Origin of the sequence: Pikeienuella sp. (assembly GCF_046290545.1) — a bacterium.
GTDB lineage: Bacteria > Pseudomonadota > Alphaproteobacteria > Rhodobacterales > Rhodobacteraceae > Pikeienuella.
Window position 1 is genome coordinate 292,805 of the sequence record NZ_JBKAGV010000017.1, and the last position, 20,836, is coordinate 313,640.

The following is a 20,836-nucleotide window of genomic DNA, read 5'->3' on the forward strand; positions in this document are numbered from 1 at the left end:
GCCCCTCATCCCTTCAGGCTCTCCGCCTGGCGCGCCAGCTTCTCGACCACCTTCCGGTCGTCCTCATCGATGGCGCCGGCGACATGCTGGGCCACGACGGCGTTGACCGCCGCGCCGTCGGAGGCGGCGGCGCGGCCGCGCGCTTCGTCAAGCAGCTTGCGCGCGAGGTCGGCGAGGCCGACCCCTTCGGAGAGGGACATGAGCGGGAGCGTGGCGCCGATCCGCTCCTCCACCGCCATCTTGAGGTCGACGGCCATCAGGCTGTCGAAGCCCATCTCGGTCAGCGGCCTGCGCGGGTCCAGCTCGCCCGGCGGCTGGCGGAGGATGCGTCCCGTCTCCGCCGCGAGGAACTCGATGATGGCCTTGAGCGCGGCCATGTCATCCAGCCCGTCGATCATCGCGGCGAGGTCGATCGCGCCCTCTCCGCCGCCGGCCTCCCGCGCCGTCTCGACCCGCTCGAAGAGCGGCGTCTTCATCAGCGGCAGGTCCGCGGCGAGCATGCCCCAGCGGAGCGGGGCCCAGGTGACCGCCGGCTCCGGCGCGCCGGCGGCGAGGATCGTCTCCAATCCTTCCAGCGCTTCCGAGGCGGTGAGCAGCGTTCCGCCCATCCGCTTCGAGAGCATCTCGCGCACCGCTTCGTCCCGCGCCAGGACGCCGACATCGGCGATGGGGCCCCAGCCGACGGCGAGGCCCGGCTCGCCCGCCGCGCGGCGGGAGGCCATGAGGCTTTCGAGCGCGGCGTTGGCGGCGACATAGGCCGACTGCCCCGGATTGCCGAAGAGCGTCGTCACCGAGGAATAGACGATGAAATGGTCGAGCCCGAGGCCGCGGGTCGTCCGGTCCAGCAGGTCCGCGCCGGCGATCTTCGGGCGCATCACCGCCTCCATCCGCGCGGCGTCCTGCGTCTCGAAGAGCGCGTCGTCGAGCGCCATCGCGGAATGGACGACTCCCCTGAGCGGGACGCCCTCCGCCGCGATCCCGGCCATCAGGTCGGCGAGGGCGCGTTCGTCCGCAATGTCGGCGGCGTGGAATGTGACCTCGGCGCCTGCGCGGCGCATCTGCGCCAGCGCGGCGCGGCTCTCTTTCGCCGGCGCGCCAGAGCGGGAGACGAGCCAGAGCCGCTTCACGCCCTTCGCGGCGAGCCATTGGGCCGTCTCGAAGCCGAAGCCGCCCGTTCCGCCGGCGACGAGCCAGCCGCCCTCGCCGATCTCCGGCGCCGCGGCGGGAGCCGGGGCCGGCGCCGAGGGCGGGCGGATCACGATCTTGCCGACATGGCCGGATTTCTGCATCAGCCGGAAGGCGTCCACCGCCTCCTCCGCCTCGAAAACCTGCACCGGCGGCGGCGCGAAGGCGCCAGATTCGAAGCCTTCGGCCAGGTCGCGGAAGAGCCGGTCCGCCAGTTCGGGACGGGCGGAGAGGAGCTGGTCGGCGTCCACGCCGAAATAGGTGAGATTGCGCCGGAAGGGCCGCAGCCCGAGCGGGGAATTGGCGTAATAGTCACGCTTGCCGAGTTCGACGAAGCGGCCGAAGGGCCGGAGGCAGGCGAGCGAGCGCTCCATCGCCTCGCCCGAAAGCGAGTTCAGCACCACGTCCACGCCCTCTCCGCCGGTCGCGGCCATCACCTGGTCCGCGAAGGCGAGGGACCGGCTGTCGAACACCGCATCGGCGCCGAGCGCCTTCAGCAGCCGCCGCTTCGCGGGGGAACCCGCCGTAGCGAGGATGCGCGCGCCGATCCGCCGGGCGATCTGCATCGCCGCGAGGCCGACGCCGCCGGCGCCGCCATGGATCAGAACTGTCTCGTCCGATCGGAGATGCGCCAGTTCCACGAGGCCGTATTGCGCCGTGATGAAGATCGTCGCCACCGCGGCGGCCGTGTCGAAATCCGTGCCCGCGGGCAGCGGGGCGACGGCCCTGGCCGGGATGGTCGCATGGGTCGCGAAGCAGGCGGGGCCGAAGGCGATCACCGCCTCCCCGACCTGCCGGCCGCTCGCCGCCCCGGCGCGGGCGATCACGCCGGCGCATTCCATGCCGAGCGTCGCGCCGGCGAAGCCGTCCTCCAGCGCCTCCTCGGGCAGAAGGCCTTGCGCCCACATCACGTCGCGGAAGTTCAGGCCGGCGGCGCGGACTTCGATCTCCACCTCGTCCGGCGCCGGCGCGCGGCGCGCCGCATTGGCCCAGCGCAGGCTGTCGAAGGCGCCCTGCTGACCGATCTCCAGCACCCGCGCCGCCTCCGCGCCGAGCCGGGCGCGCGCGGCGAGGGCGGGAAGATCCGGCCCCGCCTCGATCCGGGGTGCGGCGCGGCCCGCATCGTCCCGCACGATCTCGCGCTCCTCGCCCGGGGCGGCGAGCTCCTCGCAGAGATGGCCGACGAGCCGTTCCGTCTCCATCGCCGGGTCGAAGTCGAGTATGCGGATTTCAGGCTGGCCGGGTTCGTTGGCGAGAACGCGGCCGAGACCGTGCAGCGCCGCTTCGGCCGCGCTCCGCGCCTCCGCGCCATCCGCTGCAGCGGGGCGGCCGCCGCGCGTCACGATCCAGAACCGTGCGGGGCGAGGCCCTGTCAGCGCCGCCTTCACGGCCGCGACGCGCGCCGCGGCGCGCTCCATTTCGGAGCCGGGGGCGTAGAGGCCGGTGAGGAACACAGCCTCCCAGCCGACCTCGATCCCGTCAGGCGCGACGCCGCCCGGCGCGAGCCTGACCTCGCGGCCGACGGCGGCCAGCGCCGCCTCGATCTCGGCCGCGGCGGCGGCCTCCTCCGCCCCGTGCAGGACGACGACGACGCCCTTCCGCCCCGGCTCGGCATGAGCGGCGGCCAGCCCGCGCCGGCCGCGCGCGACGAGGGCGAATAGCTCCGTCCTCTCCTCCCGCAGCGGCAGCGCTTCCGCCGCCTCGAGCCGGGCCTCCTCCAGCATGGCGCGCCAGTCTTCCGCCGGCATCCGCCGGCCGACCGGCGCCTCCGGCGTCAGCGAGGCGGCCCACCATTCTTCCGCCGCGCCCTGCAGGAGGTCCGAGGCGAGGTCCGGCGCACGCTCGACCGCGAGGAGCAGCGCGCCGGGGGCGATCGCGCGGGAAAGGGCGGAGAGCCCCTCACGCCCCAGGCGATGGAGCGCGTCGGCGGAGAGAACAACGTCATGTGTCGCGTCAGTCGCCGCCTCGAACGGGAGGATGGCGAGCCGGGGCGAGGCCGGGAGAGTCTGCCGCATGGTCTCCACCACGCGCGGGTCGGGATGGGTCACGACCAGGCTATCGAGCGCCGGCGCGGCGGCGAGGCGCACGGCGACGCCCGCCGGAGCGGCGCCGACGATGAGGGCGCTCAGGCGCTGGCGGGCCGGCCAGTTTGAGACGATGTCGGAGAACGCGCGCTCCGTGGCCGCCCAGACGGCGCGGGAGGCCGGCGCGATGTCCGCCGCAGCCTGGGGCGGGGCGCTTTCGCGGAGGCCGCCAGAGAGAAGGGCGGGAAGCTCCGCTTCCAGCCGGAGGAGCGCCATCAGCTCCTCCGCCCGCGCCGGCGCCTCTTCCGCCAGCGCCAGCGCCAGCTCCTCGACCGGGGGATAGGGGCACTCGGCCGCAAGCCGGCCGGCGCCGAGCGCCTCGGCCTCGAAGGCTCCGTCCTCCTCCAGCGCCAGCATGGCGCGGGCGAGGAGCGGGCGGGCCGACGGATCGAGCTCGAGCGCTGCGGCGATGTCCACCCGGCGCGTTCCGGCTTCGGCGAAACGATGCGCCAGATCCCAGGCGAGGCGGCGGGAGAGCGCGTCGACGAGGAGCGAGCCGACATCCGGCTCCGGCGCCTCGGACGCCACGAGGTCGAGCGCGCGGAGCCGCGCTGCGGGATCCTCCCAAGCTTCCGGGCGCGCCGCGCCGCCCTCATCGGGCAGACGGATCATCGCCTGTCGCCAGACGCGGCCCGTCTCCCGCGCCCCGCGGGTCAGGCGCACGGCCTTGAGTCGCAGGCCGGACACGGCGGCGACGAGCCTGCCCTCCGCGCTCAGGAGGTCGAGCGCCGCCTCCGCCCCACGGGGGCTGAGTTTCACGAGCCGCACATGCGCGGCGGCGGCTGGCTCCGACCGCCCGTAGAGCCGGATGCGGCCGATGCGCACCGGCAGGAAAGCTGTTCCGGGGCTTAGCGCCCGGTCACCTGCCGCGCGGCGGATGAGCGGGAAGATGGCGTGCATCGCACCGTCGAGCAGGGTCGGATCGAGCGCGAGGCCCGGCTCCGGCGCCGCGCCCTCCGTCAGCTGCGCCTCGGCGGAGACGCCGTTTACCTTGAGCGACCGTATGCGCTGGAAGGCGGGCCCGTAGGCGAGGCCGTAGCCTTCGAGCGACTGGTAGAGCTGACGCCCGCTCAACTTCACGGCGCCGCGTATCTCGCCCGGCGAGACGGCGGCCTCGCCCGGCGGCGTGCGGCGCAGCGTGCCGAAGGCGTTCAGGCCCCATTCGCCGCCGGCGAGGCGGCGGCGACTTTCGATCCGGATCTGCCCGGTGCTCGAATCATGGCTCGTCCGCGCCTCGACCGCGGCGCCGTCGTCAAGGACGATGGGCCGAATGATCTCGAATTCCGAAAGCTCGGCCGCGCCGTGGATCTCCCGCCCGGCGGCGAGCGCCATTTCCGCGAAGCCGGCGGCGGGGAAGACGATCGCGCCGTCCACCTTGTGGTCGGCGAGCCAGGGATGGAGCGCGACGTCGATCACCGAGCGCCAGACGCCCTCGCCCGCCCTCAGCCGCGCGCCGAGAAGCGGCGCGACGCCGCCGAGGCCGAAGAAATCCACTGCCTCCGCGCTCGGCTGGATCCGGAACTCGCTCGTCCGCCAGGCGTATCCCGGCAGCCCGCCGCGATAGGGCGCGGGCGCGCCGAAGAAGCGCGAATCGTCGAGGCGGGCGCCGTGCGCGAGCGCGCGCGCTGCGATGGCGGCGGCTGTGAGCGGCGTTCGCGGATTCTGCTCCAGCGTCGTGACGACCGCGGCGCCCCAGCCCAGCTGCTCCAGCGTGTCGGTGACATAGGATTGCAGCACGGGGCGCGGCGCGATCTCCACGAAGACGCCGCAGCCTAGCTTCGCCAGCGCGCCCACCGCCTCGCGGAAGCGCACAGGTTGGCGGGCGTTGCGCCACCAGTATTCGGTGTCGAGCGCGACGCCCGGCGCCTCTCGCCCGCTGGTCGAGGAGACATATACCGCCCGGCCCTCCCGCGGCGCGAGGTCCGACAGGTCCCCAATCAGCCTTGCGCGGATCGGGTCGATCGCCGGGCTGTGATAGGGGTAGTCGATGTCCAGGAGCTTCGCGGCGATGCGCTTCTTCCGCGCGAACTTGGCGAAGCCCTTCAGGCTCTCCACCGGGCCGGCTATGGTGGAGGAGCGGGGCGAATTGTCCCCCGCCACGGTTATCGAGGCGTCGCCATACTCGGCCAGAGCCTCCTCCACCGCCTCCTCCCCGGCGAGGACGGCGGCCATGCCGCCCATGCCGCGCATGAATTCGAGCGCGGTGGAGCGTGTGCGGATGAGATGCACGGCGTCCTTCAGCGTCAGCACACCCGCGGCCCAGGCGGCGGCGACCTCGCCCACCGAATGGCCGGCGACGGCGTCGGGCCTCAGCCCCTCGGCCTCCAGCGCCTTCACGACGCCGACCTGCACGGCGAAGAGGATCGGCTGCGCCACGCGGCTTTCGACCAGCAGCTCGCCCAGTTCGTCCGAGGCGAGCAGCGCCGAAAGGTCGATGCCGGACTTTTCCTTGAAGAGCCTCGAGACCTCGTCGAAGGCGGCGCGGAAGGCCGGGTTCTCCTGATAGAGGTCGAGGCCCATCCCGGCCCATTGCGATCCGTTGCCGCCGAAGACGAAAGCCGTCTTCTCGCCGCGTCCGACGCGCTGCCCGGTGATCGCCGGCTGAGAGCCGCTTTCATGCGCGGCGAGGCTGGCTGCGATCTCCGCCGCGCCGTCGCCAAGCGCGACGAGGCGATGCGCTGCGCGACTCCGCCGGTGGGCGGCGGCGTTGACGAGGAGGTCAGCCTCAGCCTCCTCCGCCGTTCCGAGCCGCTCCCGCCAGCGCGTCACCATCTCCGCCAGGCTCTCCCGGCTCGCGGCGGAGAGGATGAGCGCGCGGGCGCGGGGCGCTGGGGCTGGGGGGTGCGCCTCGCCGGGCTCCGGCTGGCGGATCAGCACATGGGCGTTCGCGCCGCCGAACCCGAAGGAATTGACGCCCGCGAGCCACGGCCGCTCCCGCGCCTCGATCTCCAGCGGCTCCGCCGCGACTTCGAGGTTGAGATCGTCGAAGGCGATGTTCGGGTTCGGCTCCTTCAGGTGGAGCGAGGCGGGATAAACGCTGCGCTCCAGCGCCATCTGCGCCTTGAGGAGGCCGACGAGCCCGGAGGCGGGCTCGAGATGCCCGAAATTCGTCTTGGCCGAACCGATCGGCAGAGGCTTCGCCCGCGCGCGGCCGAACACCTCCCCGATCGCGTGCGCCTCCATCGGGTCGCCCACCGGGGTGCCTGTGCCATGGCATTCGAGAAAGGCGAGATCGTCCGGGTCGAACTGCGCCTCGCGGCGGATCTGCATCAGGAGCGCGGCCTGCCGCTCGGCCGATGGCATGGCCATGCCGACGGTCCGGCCGTCGGAGTTGACGCCGGAGCCGACGATCACGCCGCGCACCGGGTCGCCCGCCGCATGGGCGAGGTCCATCCGCCGCAATACGAAGACGACGGCGCCTTCGGAGCGGACATATCCGTCCGCCGAGGCGTCGAACGCCTTGCAGAGGCCCACGGGCGAAAGCATCGTCGCCCGGCTGAATCCGATGAAGGAGAAGGGTGAGAGCAGCGCGTTCACGCCGCCGACGATGGCCGTGTCGATCTCCCCCGACTTCAGCGCCTGGACCGCCTGGTGCATCGCGTAGAATGAGGAGGAGCAGGCGGTGTCGACCGTGTAGCTTGGCCCCTTGAGATCAAGGAGATAGGAAATGCGGTTCGAGACGATGGAAAGCGTGTTCCCCGTCATGAACTGCGCGTCCACCGACGAGGGGTCGCCGAGGAAGGTGAAGGAATGATCCGAGGCCGAGGCCCCGACATAGACGCCGGTGCGCCCGCGCGAGAGCGTCTCCGGTGTCAGCCCGGCATGTTCCACCGCCTCCCACACCGCCATGAGCAGCAGGCGCTGCTGCGGGTCCATCTGCACCGCCTCGCGCGGCGAGACGCCGAAGAAGCCGGGGTCGAACCGCCAGATGTCCTCCACCTGTCCGGCCGCGAAGGTGTAGGAGCGGCCGAGCGCGGCCTTGTCGGGATGCGCGAAGAGCGCCTTGGCCCAGCGATCCTCCATCACCTCGCTGATGACGCAGCGCCGCTCTTCGAGGACGCGCCAGAACGCCTCAGCGTCGGAGGCCTGAGGCAGCCGGCAGGAATAACCCGAAATCGCGACGTCAACCGCCGGCTTGCTGGACTGAGCGCTCATGGTTTCGTCCTAACCCCTCGGACAGCAAGTAACAACAGGGCTGGGGCGGTGATGGCCAATCAACAACTGCTGCATCCTGAAACGAAACGTCATGGGACTCATGGTTATCCCGGCGGTTGTGCGGGGCAAGCGTGAAGACGGGCTGCGCCGCGGCGATCTGGCGCGCCGGGCCGGGCGGGGACGGGCCGGCGCCGCCCGGCTGGGCGCACGGTCTGCGTGCGGGCGACAGTCTGGCGCCCGGCGCGTCGCGGCTTCTGGCCGTCGCGCCGCCGGAGGCCGGGGCGGTGATCGCCGACGACGCGGCTGGCGAAGATGCTGCGCCGCGGTTCAAGCCCTGTTTCGACCCGTTGTTGCTGGAGCGGATCGACTATGCCGGCAGGGCGGTTTTCTTCCGTGAGCGCGCGCTCGGCCCGGAGGGCGCCGCCGCGCTCGCCGCCGGCGCGCGCCCGGCTTCGCTCCTCTCGCGGGATATGCGCGTCGCCCACCTGCCCTATCCGGCCGTGATCCTCGGACCGGGAGAGGAAGGGCCCGCTCCCCCGCCGCCCGCGCGCCCGCCGATCGGCCCCGTCGCAGCGATCGTTCCGAACAGGAACAGCCCCGCCCTCCTTCGCGCCGCGCTCGCCGCGCTGGACGGGGAGCCGGAACCGCCCGCGCTCGTCATCGTGGACAACGGCAGCGACGATGCGGAGACGCTCGCGCTCTACGCCGCGCTCTCCCGCCGGGAGCGGACCATCGTGGAGCGCCGCCCTGCGCCCTTCAACTTCGCGGCGATGGTCAACCGCGGGGCGGAGCTGGCCCTGTCCGCATGGCCGGAGACGCGGGCGCTCCTCCTCCTCAACAACGACATTTCCGCCCCCGCGCCCGGCTGGCTCCGCCCGATGGAGGAGACGCTGGCGGCGCCCGGAATCGGGATCGTCGGCTCGAAGCTCCTCTTCCCGGACCGGACGATACAGCATGCGGGCGTGATCGTCGGTCATGGCGGCGTCGCCGGGCATGAGCTGAAGGGCGCGGCGGAGAATGCGCCCGGCCTTTGCGGCCGCATGGCGGCTCCGCATCTGCGCGAGGCGGTGACGGCGGCGGCGATGCTCGTACGGAGGGAGGCTTGGGAGGCGGCGTCCGGGTTCGACGCGCGGGCCTTTCCCGTCGCCTTCAACGATGTGGATTTCTGCCTTCGCGCGGGCGCGGCGGGCTGGGAGACGGCGCTCGACCCGCGGGCGGTCCTTATCCATCACGAGGGAGCGTCGCGGCGCCGGGCCTTTTCGCTTCCGTATTTTCTCGCCCGCCAGCGGGAGCGCGCGATGCTGCGGCTCCGTCACGGCACGCTCTGGCGGCGGGACCGGTTCGAGAGCCCGTGGCGGGACCTCTCCCGGCTCGATGAGTTCGTGTTCAAAGACCGCAGCAGGCTTCCGCCCATCCGGTTCTAGGCCGCCCGGCGGCGCAGGCGCGTCGCCCAGAACCCGATCGCCAGCGCGCCGCCCGCGAGGTTAACCCAGATCGCCCCTTCCATCGCGCCGTGCGGCAGGAGGATCGCCACGCCGCAGGCGGCGAGAAGCCAGCGTTCCGCCCCGTCGATCCGGCGCAGGAGGAACCCCGCCACCGCGCCGGTGACGAGCCAGACGCCTAGCAGCGCGGTCGCCACCGTCACCGCCACGTCGAGCGGCTCGCCGATCAGGATCAGCTCCGGCGAGGCGGCGAAGAGGAAGGGGATGAGATAGGCCGGCCAGGCTATCCGCACCGCTTCCCACCCCGTCGCCATCGGCGGCGCCTTCGCCATGTTCGCCGCGACGAAGGCGGCGATGGCGACAGGCGGGGTGAGCATCGAGAGCATGCCGAAATAGAGGACGAAGAGATGCGCCGACATCGGCTCGAGCCCGAGTTGCACCAGCGGCGGCGCGGCGAGCGAGGCGAGGAGGAGATAGACGCCGACGGTCGGCAGCCCCATTCCCATCACGATGCAGACCGCGGCGGTGACGAGGAGGAGCATCAGGAGGCTCGACTTGCCGAGCTGCACGAGAAAGAAGCCGAGCCCGAAGGAAAGGCCGGACCGGGCGACGAGGCCGATGATCATCCCCGCCACCGCACAGATCAGGATGATCTCCACCGCCGCCTTGCCTGCGCCCACAAGCGTCGTCCCGATCGTCGGCAGCGTCGCGCGGCGCCCGTCATAGCTGAGCCGGAGCGAGAGGATGAAGAGCGCCAGCACCGCGAGAAGGGCTGCGCTTTCGGGCCTGAGGTTCAGGGCGAAGAGCCCGACAACGAGCACGACGAAGGGCAGGAAGACGAACCAGCCGCGCCCCAGGACCCGCGTGAGCGGCGGTATTCGCGATTCCTCGACCCGTTCCACGCCGAGCCGCCCCGCCTCGGAATCGGCGAAGACGAAGAGACTGAAATAGTAGAGGAGGCTGGGGACGAGCGCCGCCAGCATGACCTCGACATAGGAGGCCTGCAAAGTCTCCGCGAGGAGGAAGGCGGCGGCGCCCATGATCGGCGGCATGAGCTGCCCGCCGGTGGACGCGGAGGCCTCGATCGCCGCGGCCGTCTTGGGCTTGTAGCCGCCGGACTTCATCATCGGGATCGTCACGGCGCCGGTGGAGGCGACATTGGCGACCGCGCTGCCAGAGACCGAGCCGAAGAAGGCCGAGCCGAGAATGGCGATCTTCCCCGCCCCCCCTCGCCGCCGACCGGCGAGCGCCATCGAGAGATCGGAGAAGAACCCCGCGCCTCCGGTGGCGAGCAGGAGCTGGGAGAGGATCAGGAATGGCACGACGACGGCGACGGCGATGGAGAGCGCCGCCCCGGCGAGCGAGGCGCTGTCGAGCACGAGGAAGGTGAGGAGCCGGTCCCACCGGATCGCCTTGCTCTGAAGCGGCCCGGCCATCTGGTCCGCCACGAGGGCGTAGAGACAGACGATTCCCAGGATGGCGATCAGCGCCCATCCCATCGTCCGCCGCACCGCCTCCAGGATGAGGACGAGACCGAGGATAGAGACGGCTAGCGCCTCCTCCGGATGGTAGAAGACGTTCTGCGCCAGTTCCTGGAACCGGATCGCGAGCCAGAGCCCGAAGCCGAGCGAAGCGAGGGCGAGGAGGCGGGAGAGGCCGGGCGCCCCGCCCGGCCGCGTCAGGAAGGCGAGCGCCAGCGCAAGCGCCAGCGCCGCGATCAGCACCTGTTCGGGATAGACGCGCCAGCCGAGAAAGAGCGGCGCGCCCGAAGCCCAGAAGACGGAGACGAGCGCGACGAGCGCGGACAGCCCGGCGACGACCCGCCCAGCGTTCATTTTGCCGCCTCCGCCCTTGGGCCTATTCCTTCCAGACGCCCATTTCCTTGTAGAACTTCACCGCGCCGGGGTGGTAGGCGACGTTCACGTCCTTCGCCATGCCCTCCTTGGTGAAGCCGGCCCAGACCGGCCCCTGCGCCAGCACGGCGGCCTCCTGCTCCCAGAGCGCCTTCACCGCGGCGTAGACGATGTCTTCCGAGACGTCCTTGCCGGCGAAGAGCGTGTAGTCGAAGACGTTCACATTGGTCGGCCCGGAGATGCCGGGAATGTTGCTGTCCGCGTCGAGCTTCTGGAGATAGGTCTGCGGCAGGAATTCCCGCATCCGCTCGATGGCCTCCGGGCTGTCGTCGAATGAGAGGTAGCGGATGCCGAAGCTCGCATCGAATTCCCGGCTGTTGCCGGCCCCGACGACGACGATGGCGACATCGGCCGTTCCCTCCGCGAAGCTCGACCACATGCGCGGGAAGTTCGGCACGGGCACTTCGGAGACGCCGGAGAGGTCGAGCCCGGCATTCGCGAAATAGCCGCGGGTGACATAATCCCCCAGCTCCCGGTCGGCGAAGACGGGCACGCGCTTGCCGACCAGATCGGCGACGCTCATGATGTCGCTGTCACGCCGCACGACATAGGCGTTGCGGAAGGGCATGAGCGTCGCGACCATCATCAGGTTCGGCGTGCCGCGCCCCTCGGACATGCCGGTTCCCGTTACGGCGTAGTGCAGCTGCACGATGTTGGAGATGCCGAACTCGATCTCCCCCGCGTTCACCAGCGGCATATAGTCCGACGTGTTGGCGAGCTCCTGCGGGCGCATCTGGATGGGCCCGGCCTCGGAGATCGCCGCGGCGAGGGCGCGGCCGACCTGGCTTGTCCCCCCCGTCGCGGTGGAGCCGAGGCCGACCACCTGAGCGGCGGCTGCCGAGGCGACGAGGCCGAATGCGGCGGCGTCAAGGATCCGGGCGGCGAACGTCTTGAACATGTCAGTCTCCCTGTTTTCTCGTTCAGTGCGTCTCGAACAGCGGCCCCCAGCCGCCGAACCTGTCTTCGATCCCCATCGCGCGGAGCGCGTGCCAGTAGGTCGCGGAATTGATCGCGACAAACGGCTTCCCGTATTCGCGCTCGAGGTCGAGGCAGAGCGACACCATGGAGAGATTGGTGCCGACCTGCACGAAGGCGTCCACATCGTCCCCGTCCATCTCCGCCACATGGGCGCGCAACTCGTCCGGCTGGACCTGCGCGATGGCGACGGGGCTCGGGCATTTCAGCCCGCGGAAGCGCACGACCTCGAAGCCGCAATCCTCGAAGAACCGCGTCACATTCCGGTCCGACACCGGGAAATACGGGGAGATGACGGCGATCCGCCTGACCTTGAAGAGGTTCAGCGCCGCCTCGCAGGCAAAGGAGCCGGCGGAGACGCGAAGGCCGCAGCGTTCCTCCAGCGCTCGCATCCGCGCCTCGGAGGCTGCGCGGCCGTCCCAGAACATGAGGGCCGACATGCCCATGATGAGGTAGTCGGGCTCGCAGGTCAGGCAGCGGTCCACCGCGTCGTTGAGCGTGGCGCCGATGGCCTCCACCAGCGCGACGAAATCCTCGTCGCTCGCGACCTTCATGTTGGGGACGTAGATGCGGCCGAAATGGTTGGTCACGCCCGGGACGCGGAGCGAGTCCATGTCCGGCTGCACGATGGTGTTCGTGGAAGGCGCGACGACCGCGAACTTGCAGCGCCAGCCCAGCGCGTCCTTCGGCATTGCGGCTCTCCCTCTCCAACCGTCAGCATAAGATATAGCTTTCATGGCGGCGTCAAGAATTTGTCCGGACAGATGGACAATGGTTGACCGAATCCTGCGCGCCGCCTAAATCTCCAAGAATTTGTATGGACAAGTCCGCCATGCGCGGGACGGGAGGAAGAGATGGCCGATCCGAAACTCCGCCGGATGATCGCGGCGGGGGAGTTCATCGCCGCGCCCGGCGTCTTCGACATGATCTCCGCGCTCGTCGCCGACGGTATGGGGTTCGACGCGCTCTACGTCACCGGTTACGGCGTCTCGGCTTCGCATCTCGGCCTGCCCGACGCAGGATTGATGACCTTCACCGACATGGAGAGCCGGGTGCGGCGGATCGTTGAGGGGACCTCCACGCCCGTGATCGCGGACGCCGACACCGGCTATGGCGGGCTCCTCAACGTACGCCACACTGTTCGCGCCTACGAGGCGGCAGGGGTGACGGCGATCCAGATCGAGGATCAGGAATACCCGAAGAAATGCGGCCACACGCCGGGCAAGCGGGTCGTGCCGCTGGAGGACATGGTGGCGAAGATCCGCGTCGCCGTCGATACGCGCCAAAGCGATGATTTCCTCGTCATCGCGCGGACGGACAGCCGCGCCGTCCTCGGCCTCGACGAGGCGCTGCGCCGGGGCGAGGCGTTCCGCGCGGCAGGGGCGGACGTCGTCTTCGTCGAGGCGCCGGAGAGCGAGGCGGAGATGCGGGCGGTGACGGAAGCCATAGGCGCGCCGCACATGGCCAACATGGTGCCGGGCGGCAAGACGCCGATCCTCCCCGCCGACCGGCTGAAGGCGCTCGGCTTCGCGATTGGCATCCACCCGGCGCTCGGCTTCCTCGCCGTCGGCGCCGCGCTGAAGGCCGCCTACGGCGCGCTGAAGGAGACGGGAACTTCCGAGAGCGCGGCGCTGGAGGATTTCGGCGCGTTCAGCCGGCTCGTCGGCTTTCAGGACGTGTGGGATTTCGACCGGAAATGGGCGGAGGGCTGAGCGGCGCGCAACGGATCGCGCGGCCCTGAAGCCCTTTTGCGCCACGCCGACGGTCGGGCGATCCTACCGCGATGACACGAATATTGGTTCCATCGGAACTGGCGACGGACTGGCGGCGCTTCCTCGCCGACCCGGCGAAGCAATGGCGGCGCGGGTACTCGGCCCGAACGACAGCGCTCTCATGGACGGCGGCGAAGGGCGCGCCGCCCGAGATTGCGGCGATGGCGCCTCTCGGCGCGGAGCTTCTCTTCGCGGCGCCGGAATGGAAAACGGCGCTTCCTGGCGGTGGGCGGGAGAGCCAGTCTGACGTCTTCGCGCTCTTCTCGATTCCCGGCGGCCTTCTGACGATGACGGTCGAGGCGAAGGTCGACGAGCCCTTCGGGCCGACGCTCGGCGAGTGGATGGAGGGCGCCTCGCCCGAAAAGCACGCCCGGATCGCGGCGATCGGCGAGGTTCTCGGCCTCGCAGCGCCGATCCCGGCCTCGATCCGCTACCAGCTTCTGCACCGGGCGGCGGCCGCCCTGATCGAGGCGCGGCGCTTCCGTGCGCGAGAGGCCGCGATGATCGTCCAGTCTTTCTCCGCCCAAGGCCGCTGGTTCGAAGATTTCGCCGGCTTCGCCGCGCTTTTCGGGCTGGCCCCTGGCCCGGGCGAACCCGCTCGCGCGCAGGTCCCGGAAATCGGGACCCTCAGGATCGGATGGGCCAAGGGCGACCCGACGTTCCGCGAATCGCCCTATGCCGGGGGTCAGGACACCGGATTGGATTGAGCCTACCGCCCGTCCAGCGTCAGCGCGCTGCGGTGGATGTAGCGCTCCCCGCCATGGTGCCAGTTGAACGAGGCGATGAGCGTGCCGGAAGCGGCGGAATACCGCCTGAGGATGCGGAGCGCCGCGCCGCCGGCGGGGGCGCCGAGCGCGGCGGCGGCGTGATAGGGGAGCGGCAGGGCCTGCACCTCCTGTATCGCCTCCACGATCCGCTCCCCGCTCGCCGCCTCGAGCGCGGCGTAGACCGGGCCGCGCGCCGAGGCGAGTTCGCGGATGCGCGGCGCGAAGCGGAGAGGCACATAGCTCTCGATCAGCGCCAGCGCCTCCCCGTTCGCCTTGGTGCGCCGGACGCCGCGGAAGAAGCACCAGCGCTCGCCGGCCTTGCCGCCGACGCGGGGGGCGAGGGCGGCGTCGAGCTCGATCTCGTCGAGGCGCAGAAGTTCGAGCGGCGTCTCCAGCGCATATTGCGTGAGTTCGGAGACGGAGCGGTAGGACTGGACGAAGACGCCCGCCGGCGCGTCCCGCACAACGCGGCTGCCGGCGCCCTGCACCCGGTCCACCATCCCGTCCTCCTGGAGGCGGCGGAGCGCCTCGCGCACGGTGAACCGGCTGGCGGAGAAGAGGCGGCAGAGCTCGGATTCGCTCGGCAGGGAGCCGCCGACTGGATAGCGCCCGGCGGCGATATCCTCGCGAAGCGTACGGAGGATCTCCGCATAGCGCGGCGTCCTTGCGCCCTCTTCCCTAGTCTCCGTCATCGAAAATCCTTCCCCCAAGCGGCGGCGAGCCATAGCCCTGCGGCGCGCCGCCGCGCAAGCGTCAGGCGACGGACTCCAGATCGCGCAGCGACTGGATCATGGAGGAGCGGAGGACATAGGCGCGGTGGCGCGCCGGGTCCGCCGCGATGGCGCGCAGGTCGTCATGATGCGCGCGGCGCTTGGCCGGGTCCTGCTCGTTCAGGATCGCGCGGTTGCGGAGCGCCTGCGCCTGCACCGTCTCGAGGGCGACCTTGCGGCGCTGCCGCTCGTAGCGGCCCATCAGCGAGAGATCGGCTCCGCGCCAGACCGCCGTGAGCTTCTCCGCGAGATTCACCGCGTCATGAATGCCGCCGTTCATCCCCATGCCGCCGAGCGGATTGTTGAGATGCGCGGCGTCCCCGGCGAGGAAGATGCGGCCGTGCACGTACCGGTCCGCAATCCTTTCGTGCACGCGATAGGCGGTCTTGTGCGCGACCTCGTAGGGCGCGCCCGTAGGCAGCACGGCCTGAAGCCGCCGCTCGACGATCTCCGGATCCAGCACCGCCTCGTCGGAGAGCGAGGGGTCGGTCGGCAGCAGGACGCGCCAGAGCGTCGGCGTGCGGAGGAGGACGAGCCATTCCTCCGGGTCCGAAATGTAGGCGATGTCGGCGAGGCCGGGGATCGCCTCGTCGTAGCGGAAGGGGGTGGAGAGGGAGAGGAAGATCTCGGGGATCGTCAGGCCGGGGAAGTCCGCGCCGACCGATTTCCGCACAGCGGAGCGCGCGCCGTCCGCCCCGATCAGGAACCGCCCGCGCAGCCGCTCCTCGCTCCCGTCCGCCCGGCGGATGACCGCCTCCGCATGATCGTGCCCCTGCGAGGCGGAGACGACCGTGACCTCGGTGAGCAGCTCCGCCCCCGGGTCGGCGTCGAGCCGCGCGCGCGCCGCCTCGGTCAGCTTCCACTGTTCGGCCTGGAGCCGGTAGGGATGGTCGGTGTCCTCCGCCAGAAGGCCGAGGTCGAAGGTCGCAACCTCGCCCTCCTTCCGGTCCCGGAACTGCCAGTAGGGGCATTTGATGCCGCGCTCGATCAGCCCGTCCGCGAGGCCGAGGAGGGAGAGGAAATCCAGCGTTGGCGGGTGGAAGGTGGACGCCCGGAGGTCGACCGCGAGATCGGCGGAGGCTTCGAGCACCGTCACCGGAATCCCTTCCTCCCGCAGCGCGACGGCAGCGACGAGCCCGACAGGCCCCGCTCCGGCGACCAGAACCCGTTCCTCGGCCTTGCTCATCCGCATCCCTCCGTCGCCGCGAGGGTATGCGGCGTCGCTGTCCGGTCAAGCGATATTTGTCTGGACAAGGCGGCGCGGCGCGTGAAAATGCGCCGATGGAGCGAAGACTTGCGATCCTCGGCGCCTGCGGCGCGCTTGGCCGGGCGCTCGCCGTGCGGGCCGCGGCGGAGGGATGGGCGGTGACGGCGCTCGACCTGCCGGCCTCTCTCGCCGCGCATCCGCCCGCCGGGCCCGCCCGCGCGCTGGACCTTTTCGACGCCGGGAGCGTCTCCGCCGCCTTCACCGGGCTTGGCCCCCTCGACGGCTTCGTGAACCTCGCCGGCTTCATGACGCCGCGCCGCCCGCTGGAGGAGACGGCGGAGACGGCGTTCGACGAGGCGATGGGCGGCAATCTCCGCGGCGCCTTTCTCGCAGCGAAGGCCGCGTTGCCGCTCCTCCGGCCGCGAAGGGGCGCGATGGTCAACATCGTCTCCGGCCTCGCGGCGCAGGCGCGGCCCGGCTTCGGCCCCTATGCGGCGGCGAAGGCGGGCATGGTCTCGCTGACGAAGACGCTGGCGCTGGAGGCGGCGCCCGAAGTGCGGGTGAACGCCGTCGGCCCCTCGGCGGTGGAGACGCCGTTCCTCACGGGCGGCACCGGCCGCGCCGCCGCGCCCGCCCCCGATCTCGACCTTGCGGCCTATGCCCGGGCGACGCCGCTCGCCCGGCTCGCGACGCCGGAGGATGTGGCCGGGCCGATCCTCTTCCTCCTCGGGCCGGATTCCGCGTTCATGACCGGGCAGGTGCTCTGGGTGAATGGCGGGGGCTACATGCCATGACAGGGGTGGAGGGGCGCAGGGTTCTCGTCACCGGCGGCTCGCGCGGGCTCGGGCGGGAGATGGCGCTGGCGCTGGCCGGGGTGGGCGCCGCGGTGGCGATCACCGGCGCGCGCCTCTCCACGGCCCTCGACGAGACGGGCGCCGCGCTCGAACGGCTCGCCGGGCCGGGCCGCGCGCTGGCGCTCGCCGCCGATGCGGGGGACGCGGCGGCGGCGGCGCTCGCCGTGGCGGAGGCGGCGCGCGCGCTCGGCGGGCTCGACATGCTGGTGAACAACGCCGGGCTCGGGATGCGCCTCGTCTCGGAGACCTTCACGACCGCGCCGACGCGGTTCTGGGAGACGGAGCCCGAAGCCTGGCGCCGGATCGTCGCGGCCAATGTGGACGGGCCGTTCCTCATGGCCCGCGCCGCCGTGCCGTTGATGCTCGAAGCGGGCGGGGGCCGGATCGTCAACGTCTCCACCTCGGCGCAGACGATGGTCCGGCGGGGATACGCGCCCTACGGGCCCTCGAAGGCGTTCCTGGAGGCGGCGAGCCGCGTCTGGGCGGCGGACCTCGCGGGGACGGGGATCGACGTCAACGTCCTCCTCCCCGGCGGGGCGACGGCGACGGACCTGCTGCCGCCCGGCTCCCGCGGGGCGGACGGGAACCTCCTCGACGCCTCGATCATGCGCGCCCCGATCCTCTGGCTCGCCTCGGAAGCGGCGACGGGAGTGACCGGCGCGCGCTTCGTCGCCCGGCTCTGGCGGGATGACGACCCGATGGCGGCGCGGGAGGACGGCGCGGCCGCCCCCCGGATCATGTAGCCTTCAGCCCGGCGAACCAGGCGAGCGCGTCCTCCGTCGAGACGAGGTCGGCGTATTTCGCGCTCATGTCGAAGAGATTGGCCTTGTGCGGCCCCTCCGCCCGGTCGCCGCAGGCCTCCTCCGCGATCAACGTCACGAATCCGTGGGAGATCGAATCGATGCAGGTGGCGCGCACGCAGCCCGAGGTGGTGAGCCCGCCGATCACCAGCGTGTCCGTCTTCATCCAGCGCAGCGTCGCGGCGAGCGAGGTGGCGAAGAAGGCGGAGGGGTATTGCTTGGAGATCATCAGCTCGCCCGGTAGCCGGTCGAGCCCTTCGGCGAGCTTCTGCGTCTCCCGCCCCGCCTCGAAACAGGCGAGCGCCGGGACCTTGGCGTAGAAGGCCCCGCCATCGGCCCCGCCGGGCTGGTAGACGACTTCGGTGAAGATGACGGGGACCCCCGCGGACCGCGCCCCTTCGGCGAGCCGGCGCGCATGGACGAGCGCGGCGCGGCATCCCTCCCCGCCATAGAGCGGCGACGCCTCGTCGAAATAGGCGTGGGCGAAATCGACGAGGAGGAGCGCGGGGCGTGCGCCCCATTGCTGCCGCGCGTGATAGCCTGCGCGGGCGTAGTTGGCGTCGAGGCTTTCGGTCATGGGCGGGCCTTTCGCTGGCGACCGGGACTATCGGCGCGCGCGGCGCATCTGTCCAGACAGGCCGGAGGACGCGCCGCGCGCGGAAGGCGTCGCCTCAGGCGGTCGCGAGGCGGGCGTTCTGCGGGAACATCGCCTTCTTCGCCTCGTCGTCCATCTCCGTCTTGAAGGCGAATTTGGCTTTCAGCGCCTCGGCCCGCGCGGCGGCGGGCCGGGCGTTGATCGCGTCCAGATGGCGCTTCACGTTCGGGAGCATTTCCCAGGCCTTCTCCCCGAGGATGAAGGGCACGGCCCGCGCCCAGCCCCATACGGACATGTCCGCGATGGTGTATTCGCCGCCGACCATCCACTCCTGCGCGCCCAGCCGGTCGTTCAGGATGCCCCAGTGCCGCTCGGCCTCATAGGTGTAGCGGTTGACGGCGTAGGCCTTCGGTTCCGGCGCGACATGGCGGAAATGCACGCACTGGCCGGAATAGGGCCCGATCCCGGTGGCGACGAACATGAGCCAGGAGAGGAGCTGCGCGCGGTTCTCGTCACCCGCCGGCGGCAGGAACTTCCCCGTCTTTTCAGAGAGATAGATCAGGATCGCGTTGCTGTCGAAGAGCGTCGCCGCGCCGTCGGTCAGCGCCGGAGTCTTGGCGTTCGGGTTGATCTTCAGGAAGTCGGGCGCGTGCTGCTCCCCCTTCCGCGTGTCGACGGGGACGGTCTCATAGTCCAGCCCCGCCTCTTCGAGGAAGAGCGCGACCTTCGCGGGGTTCGGCGAAGGGTGGTAGTAGAATTTGATCATGTCCGGTTGCTCCGGTTGGGGGACTTCAGAAACGTTCGGCGTGGGGCCGGACTTCGAGTTCGAAGGTCCAGGCGCTCGGATGCTGGCCGATGAGGTGCATGTAGGTCTCGGCGATCGCGTCGGGGTCGAGGAGGCTCAGCGGCGCATCGGCCGGCGCCGGTCGCGCGTCGCTGCGGATGCCGCCGTCGATCACGACATGGGCGACGTGGATTCCCTTCGGCCCCAGCTCCCGCGCCATGCTCTGGCCGAGGCCGCGGAGCGCGAACTTGCCCATCGCGAAAGGGGCGGAGAGCGGATAGCCCTTCACGCTGGCCGAGGCGCCGGTGAAGAGGATCGTCCCCCGCCCCTTCGGCTCCATCGCCCGCGCCGCCTCCCGCCCGACAAGGAAGCCGCCATAGGCGCTGATCGTCAGCGCGCGCAGCACCTCCTCGGGGACAAGATCCGCCACCGGCCCGCGGCTGCGCGCCGAGGGGTTGAAAACGACGATGTCCGGCGCGCCGAGATCGCCGGCGACAGCCGCGAAGAGCGCGGAGACCGACCCGGCATCCGCCACATCGCAGGGATAGGCCCGCGCGCCCGTTTCCGCGACGAGCCCGGCGAGCTTCTCCGCGTTTCGCGCCGCCAGCGCGACCTTCCGGCCCGAAGCCGCGAGCTTGCGGGCGAGCGAGGCGCTGAGCCCCGGCCCCGCGCCCACGATCAGCGCCGTTTCCGCCTCCGCCATCGCCGTCTCCCGTGCTTGAGTCGTGCCGGAAGATGCGTTAATCTGTAACGATCAGTCAAGAATGAAAACGGAGACGTGAAGGGAGAGGCATGGTTGGCGTGATCCGCTTCGACCGGGATGCGGCGCTCGACGCCGCGATGCGGCTCTTCTGGGCGAAGGGATTCGATGCGACCTCGATCCAGATGCTTGAGGAGGCGACGGGCCTCGGCCGCGGCTCGCTCTACAACGCCTTCGGGGACAAGGAGGCGCTCTTCCTCGCCGCGCTCCGCCGCTATGCGGAAAGAGCCGCCGCGCCGGTTTCTGCAACGCTGGAGGGCGCTTCGCTCGAGGAAGGCCTCCGCCGCCTCTTCGCCGGGATGATCGCGCGGATGGACGAGCCGGGGCGCCCGAAGGGCTGCCTTCTCGTCAATTCCTGCGCCGCCGCCTCCGGCTCTCCTGAGGGCGCGCGCTTCGCGGCTGCGGCCTTGCGCGGGATGGAGGAGGGGTTCGCCTCGGTCTTCGCCGCGGCGCAGGCGGCGGGCGGCTTGCCCGGCGATGCGGACATACGCGCCCTGGCCCGATTCTTCTCCGCGGTGGCGCAGAGCCTCGGGCTGTTGCACAGGGCCGGCGCGGAGCGGAGGGCGCTGGAGGATGTGGCGAGGACGGCGCTATCCGCCCTGCCGCTTCGCGCCCTGAGCGCAGGGCTTCCACAAAGCTGAAACCGCTTCCGACAGATGGAAGCAGAAGGGTCGTTGCGCTCCCGCTGTTGACGGAGGGTCCGGTTTGATGGCGACCTGATCTTGTCCGGGTTGATGCGAAACCCGGCGCGGAACCCGGCGGCGGAGCAAGCC

The 20,836-nt window shown here is 71.2% G+C and carries 15 protein-coding genes; 6 read left to right on the forward strand and 9 right to left on the reverse strand.

The features are described 5' to 3' along the window. Nucleotides 1–5 precede the first annotated feature (5 nt). On the reverse strand, nucleotides 6–7,424 hold the full coding sequence (locus ACE37J_RS17945; protein WP_409713703.1) for an SDR family NAD(P)-dependent oxidoreductase: 7,419 nt from the start codon (nucleotides 7,422–7,424) through the stop codon (nucleotides 6–8). A gap of 131 nt (nucleotides 7,425–7,555) precedes the next feature. Here ACE37J_RS17945 and ACE37J_RS17950 point away from each other — a divergent pair, with 131 nt between their 5' ends. Continuing rightward, nucleotides 7,556–8,848: a glycosyltransferase family 2 protein gene (locus ACE37J_RS17950; protein WP_409713706.1), complete on the forward strand. Its 1,293-nt coding sequence runs from the start codon at nucleotides 7,556–7,558 to the stop codon at nucleotides 8,846–8,848. Here the strand turns inward: ACE37J_RS17950 and ACE37J_RS17955 are convergent. Genes ACE37J_RS17955 through ACE37J_RS17965 form a run of 3 tightly spaced genes read right to left on the reverse strand, consistent with a single transcriptional unit; the run spans nucleotide 8,845 to nucleotide 12,446 of the window. Then, nucleotides 8,845–10,701: a TRAP transporter permease gene (locus ACE37J_RS17955; protein WP_409713708.1), complete on the reverse strand. Its 1,857-nt coding sequence runs from the start codon at nucleotides 10,699–10,701 to the stop codon at nucleotides 8,845–8,847. The two genes, ACE37J_RS17950 and ACE37J_RS17955, sit on opposite strands and share 4 nt — an antisense overlap. 22 nt (nucleotides 10,702–10,723) lie before the next feature. Continuing rightward, a complete protein-coding gene (locus ACE37J_RS17960) occupies nucleotides 10,724–11,677 on the reverse strand; it encodes a TAXI family TRAP transporter solute-binding subunit (protein ID WP_409713711.1) in 954 nt (317 codons plus the stop codon). Nucleotides 11,678–11,699: 22 nt separating this feature from the next. Continuing rightward, on the reverse strand, nucleotides 11,700–12,446 hold the full coding sequence (locus ACE37J_RS17965; protein ID WP_409713714.1) for an arylmalonate decarboxylase: 747 nt from the start codon (nucleotides 12,444–12,446) through the stop codon (nucleotides 11,700–11,702). 162 nt (nucleotides 12,447–12,608) lie between these two features. Between ACE37J_RS17965 and ACE37J_RS17970 the strand changes: the two genes are divergently transcribed. Continuing rightward, nucleotides 12,609–13,466 (forward strand): oxaloacetate decarboxylase, encoded by an 858-nt coding sequence (locus ACE37J_RS17970; protein WP_409713717.1) that lies wholly within the window; start codon nucleotides 12,609–12,611, stop codon nucleotides 13,464–13,466. 71 nt (nucleotides 13,467–13,537) lie between these two features. After that, the gene (locus tag ACE37J_RS17975; RefSeq protein WP_409713719.1) at nucleotides 13,538–14,233 is read left to right on the forward strand and encodes a DUF6946 family protein; all 696 of its coding nucleotides are present in this window, start codon (nucleotides 13,538–13,540) and stop codon (nucleotides 14,231–14,233) included. A 2-nt stretch (nucleotides 14,234–14,235) separates the two neighbouring features. On the opposite strand, the gene ACE37J_RS17980 is transcribed toward ACE37J_RS17975, so the two are convergent. Further along, complete coding sequence (locus ACE37J_RS17980) at nucleotides 14,236–14,985, reverse strand: GntR family transcriptional regulator (RefSeq protein ID WP_409713722.1); 750 nt, start codon at nucleotides 14,983–14,985, stop codon at nucleotides 14,236–14,238. Nucleotides 14,986–15,046: 61 nt separating this feature from the next. Then, the gene (locus ACE37J_RS17985; RefSeq protein WP_409713725.1) at nucleotides 15,047–16,249 is read right to left on the reverse strand and encodes an FAD-dependent oxidoreductase; all 1,203 of its coding nucleotides are present in this window, start codon (nucleotides 16,247–16,249) and stop codon (nucleotides 15,047–15,049) included. A gap of 95 nt (nucleotides 16,250–16,344) precedes the next feature. Here ACE37J_RS17985 and ACE37J_RS17990 point away from each other — a divergent pair, with 95 nt between their 5' ends. Next, nucleotides 16,345–17,064 (forward strand): SDR family NAD(P)-dependent oxidoreductase, encoded by a 720-nt coding sequence (locus tag ACE37J_RS17990; protein ID WP_409713728.1) that lies wholly within the window; start codon nucleotides 16,345–16,347, stop codon nucleotides 17,062–17,064. Next, on the forward strand, nucleotides 17,061–17,867 hold the full coding sequence (locus ACE37J_RS17995; protein ID WP_409713731.1) for an SDR family NAD(P)-dependent oxidoreductase: 807 nt from the start codon (nucleotides 17,061–17,063) through the stop codon (nucleotides 17,865–17,867). Before ACE37J_RS17990 ends, ACE37J_RS17995 begins: the two co-directional genes overlap by 4 nt. Here ACE37J_RS17995 and ACE37J_RS18000 read toward each other — a convergent pair. The 3 genes from ACE37J_RS18000 to ACE37J_RS18010 all read right to left on the reverse strand — a co-directional run bounded on the left by ACE37J_RS18000 (nucleotide 17,860) and on the right by ACE37J_RS18010 (nucleotide 20,006). Then, nucleotides 17,860–18,501, reverse strand: coding sequence for an isochorismatase family protein (locus tag ACE37J_RS18000; RefSeq protein ID WP_409713734.1), 642 nt, complete (start codon nucleotides 18,499–18,501; stop codon nucleotides 17,860–17,862). The genes ACE37J_RS17995 and ACE37J_RS18000 overlap by 8 nt on opposite strands. A 94-nt stretch (nucleotides 18,502–18,595) precedes the next feature. Beyond that, nucleotides 18,596–19,285 (reverse strand): glutathione S-transferase family protein, encoded by a 690-nt coding sequence (locus ACE37J_RS18005; protein ID WP_409713737.1) that lies wholly within the window; start codon nucleotides 19,283–19,285, stop codon nucleotides 18,596–18,598. A 25-nt stretch (nucleotides 19,286–19,310) separates the two neighbouring features. Further along, nucleotides 19,311–20,006, reverse strand: coding sequence for an SDR family NAD(P)-dependent oxidoreductase (locus ACE37J_RS18010; protein WP_409713740.1), 696 nt, complete (start codon nucleotides 20,004–20,006; stop codon nucleotides 19,311–19,313). 89 nt (nucleotides 20,007–20,095) lie between these two features. On the opposite strand from ACE37J_RS18010, the gene ACE37J_RS18015 reads away from it, so the two are divergent. Continuing rightward, the gene (locus ACE37J_RS18015; protein WP_409713742.1) at nucleotides 20,096–20,704 is read left to right on the forward strand and encodes a TetR/AcrR family transcriptional regulator; all 609 of its coding nucleotides are present in this window, start codon (nucleotides 20,096–20,098) and stop codon (nucleotides 20,702–20,704) included. Nucleotides 20,705–20,836: the final 132 nt, after the last annotated feature.

Bases quoted from the DNA above. Each gene is read 5' to 3' on its own strand.
- ACE37J_RS18010 (WP_409713740.1), bottom strand. From the start codon at position 20,006: ATGGCGGAGGCGGAAACGGCGCTGATCGTGGGCGCGGGGCCGGGGCTC.
- ACE37J_RS17960 (WP_409713711.1), bottom strand. From the start codon at position 11,677: ATGTTCAAGACGTTCGCCGCCCGGATCCTTGACGCCGCCGCATTCGGC.
- ACE37J_RS18015 (WP_409713742.1), top strand. From the start codon at position 20,096: ATGGTTGGCGTGATCCGCTTCGACCGGGATGCGGCGCTCGACGCCGCG.
- ACE37J_RS17985 (WP_409713725.1), bottom strand. From the start codon at position 16,249: ATGAGCAAGGCCGAGGAACGGGTTCTGGTCGCCGGAGCGGGGCCTGTC.
- ACE37J_RS17955 (WP_409713708.1), bottom strand. From the start codon at position 10,701: ATGAACGCTGGGCGGGTCGTCGCCGGGCTGTCCGCGCTCGTCGCGCTC.
- ACE37J_RS17975 (WP_409713719.1), top strand. From the start codon at position 13,538: ATGACACGAATATTGGTTCCATCGGAACTGGCGACGGACTGGCGGCGC.
- ACE37J_RS18005 (WP_409713737.1), bottom strand. From the start codon at position 19,285: ATGATCAAATTCTACTACCACCCTTCGCCGAACCCCGCGAAGGTCGCG.
- ACE37J_RS17945 (WP_409713703.1), bottom strand. From the start codon at position 7,424: ATGAGCGCTCAGTCCAGCAAGCCGGCGGTTGACGTCGCGATTTCGGGT.
- ACE37J_RS17965 (WP_409713714.1), bottom strand. From the start codon at position 12,446: ATGCCGAAGGACGCGCTGGGCTGGCGCTGCAAGTTCGCGGTCGTCGCG.
- ACE37J_RS17995 (WP_409713731.1), top strand. From the start codon at position 17,061: ATGACAGGGGTGGAGGGGCGCAGGGTTCTCGTCACCGGCGGCTCGCGC.
- ACE37J_RS17980 (WP_409713722.1), bottom strand. From the start codon at position 14,985: ATGACGGAGACTAGGGAAGAGGGCGCAAGGACGCCGCGCTATGCGGAG.
- ACE37J_RS17990 (WP_409713728.1), top strand. From the start codon at position 16,345: ATGGAGCGAAGACTTGCGATCCTCGGCGCCTGCGGCGCGCTTGGCCGG.
- ACE37J_RS18000 (WP_409713734.1), bottom strand. From the start codon at position 18,501: ATGACCGAAAGCCTCGACGCCAACTACGCCCGCGCAGGCTATCACGCG.
- ACE37J_RS17970 (WP_409713717.1), top strand. From the start codon at position 12,609: ATGGCCGATCCGAAACTCCGCCGGATGATCGCGGCGGGGGAGTTCATC.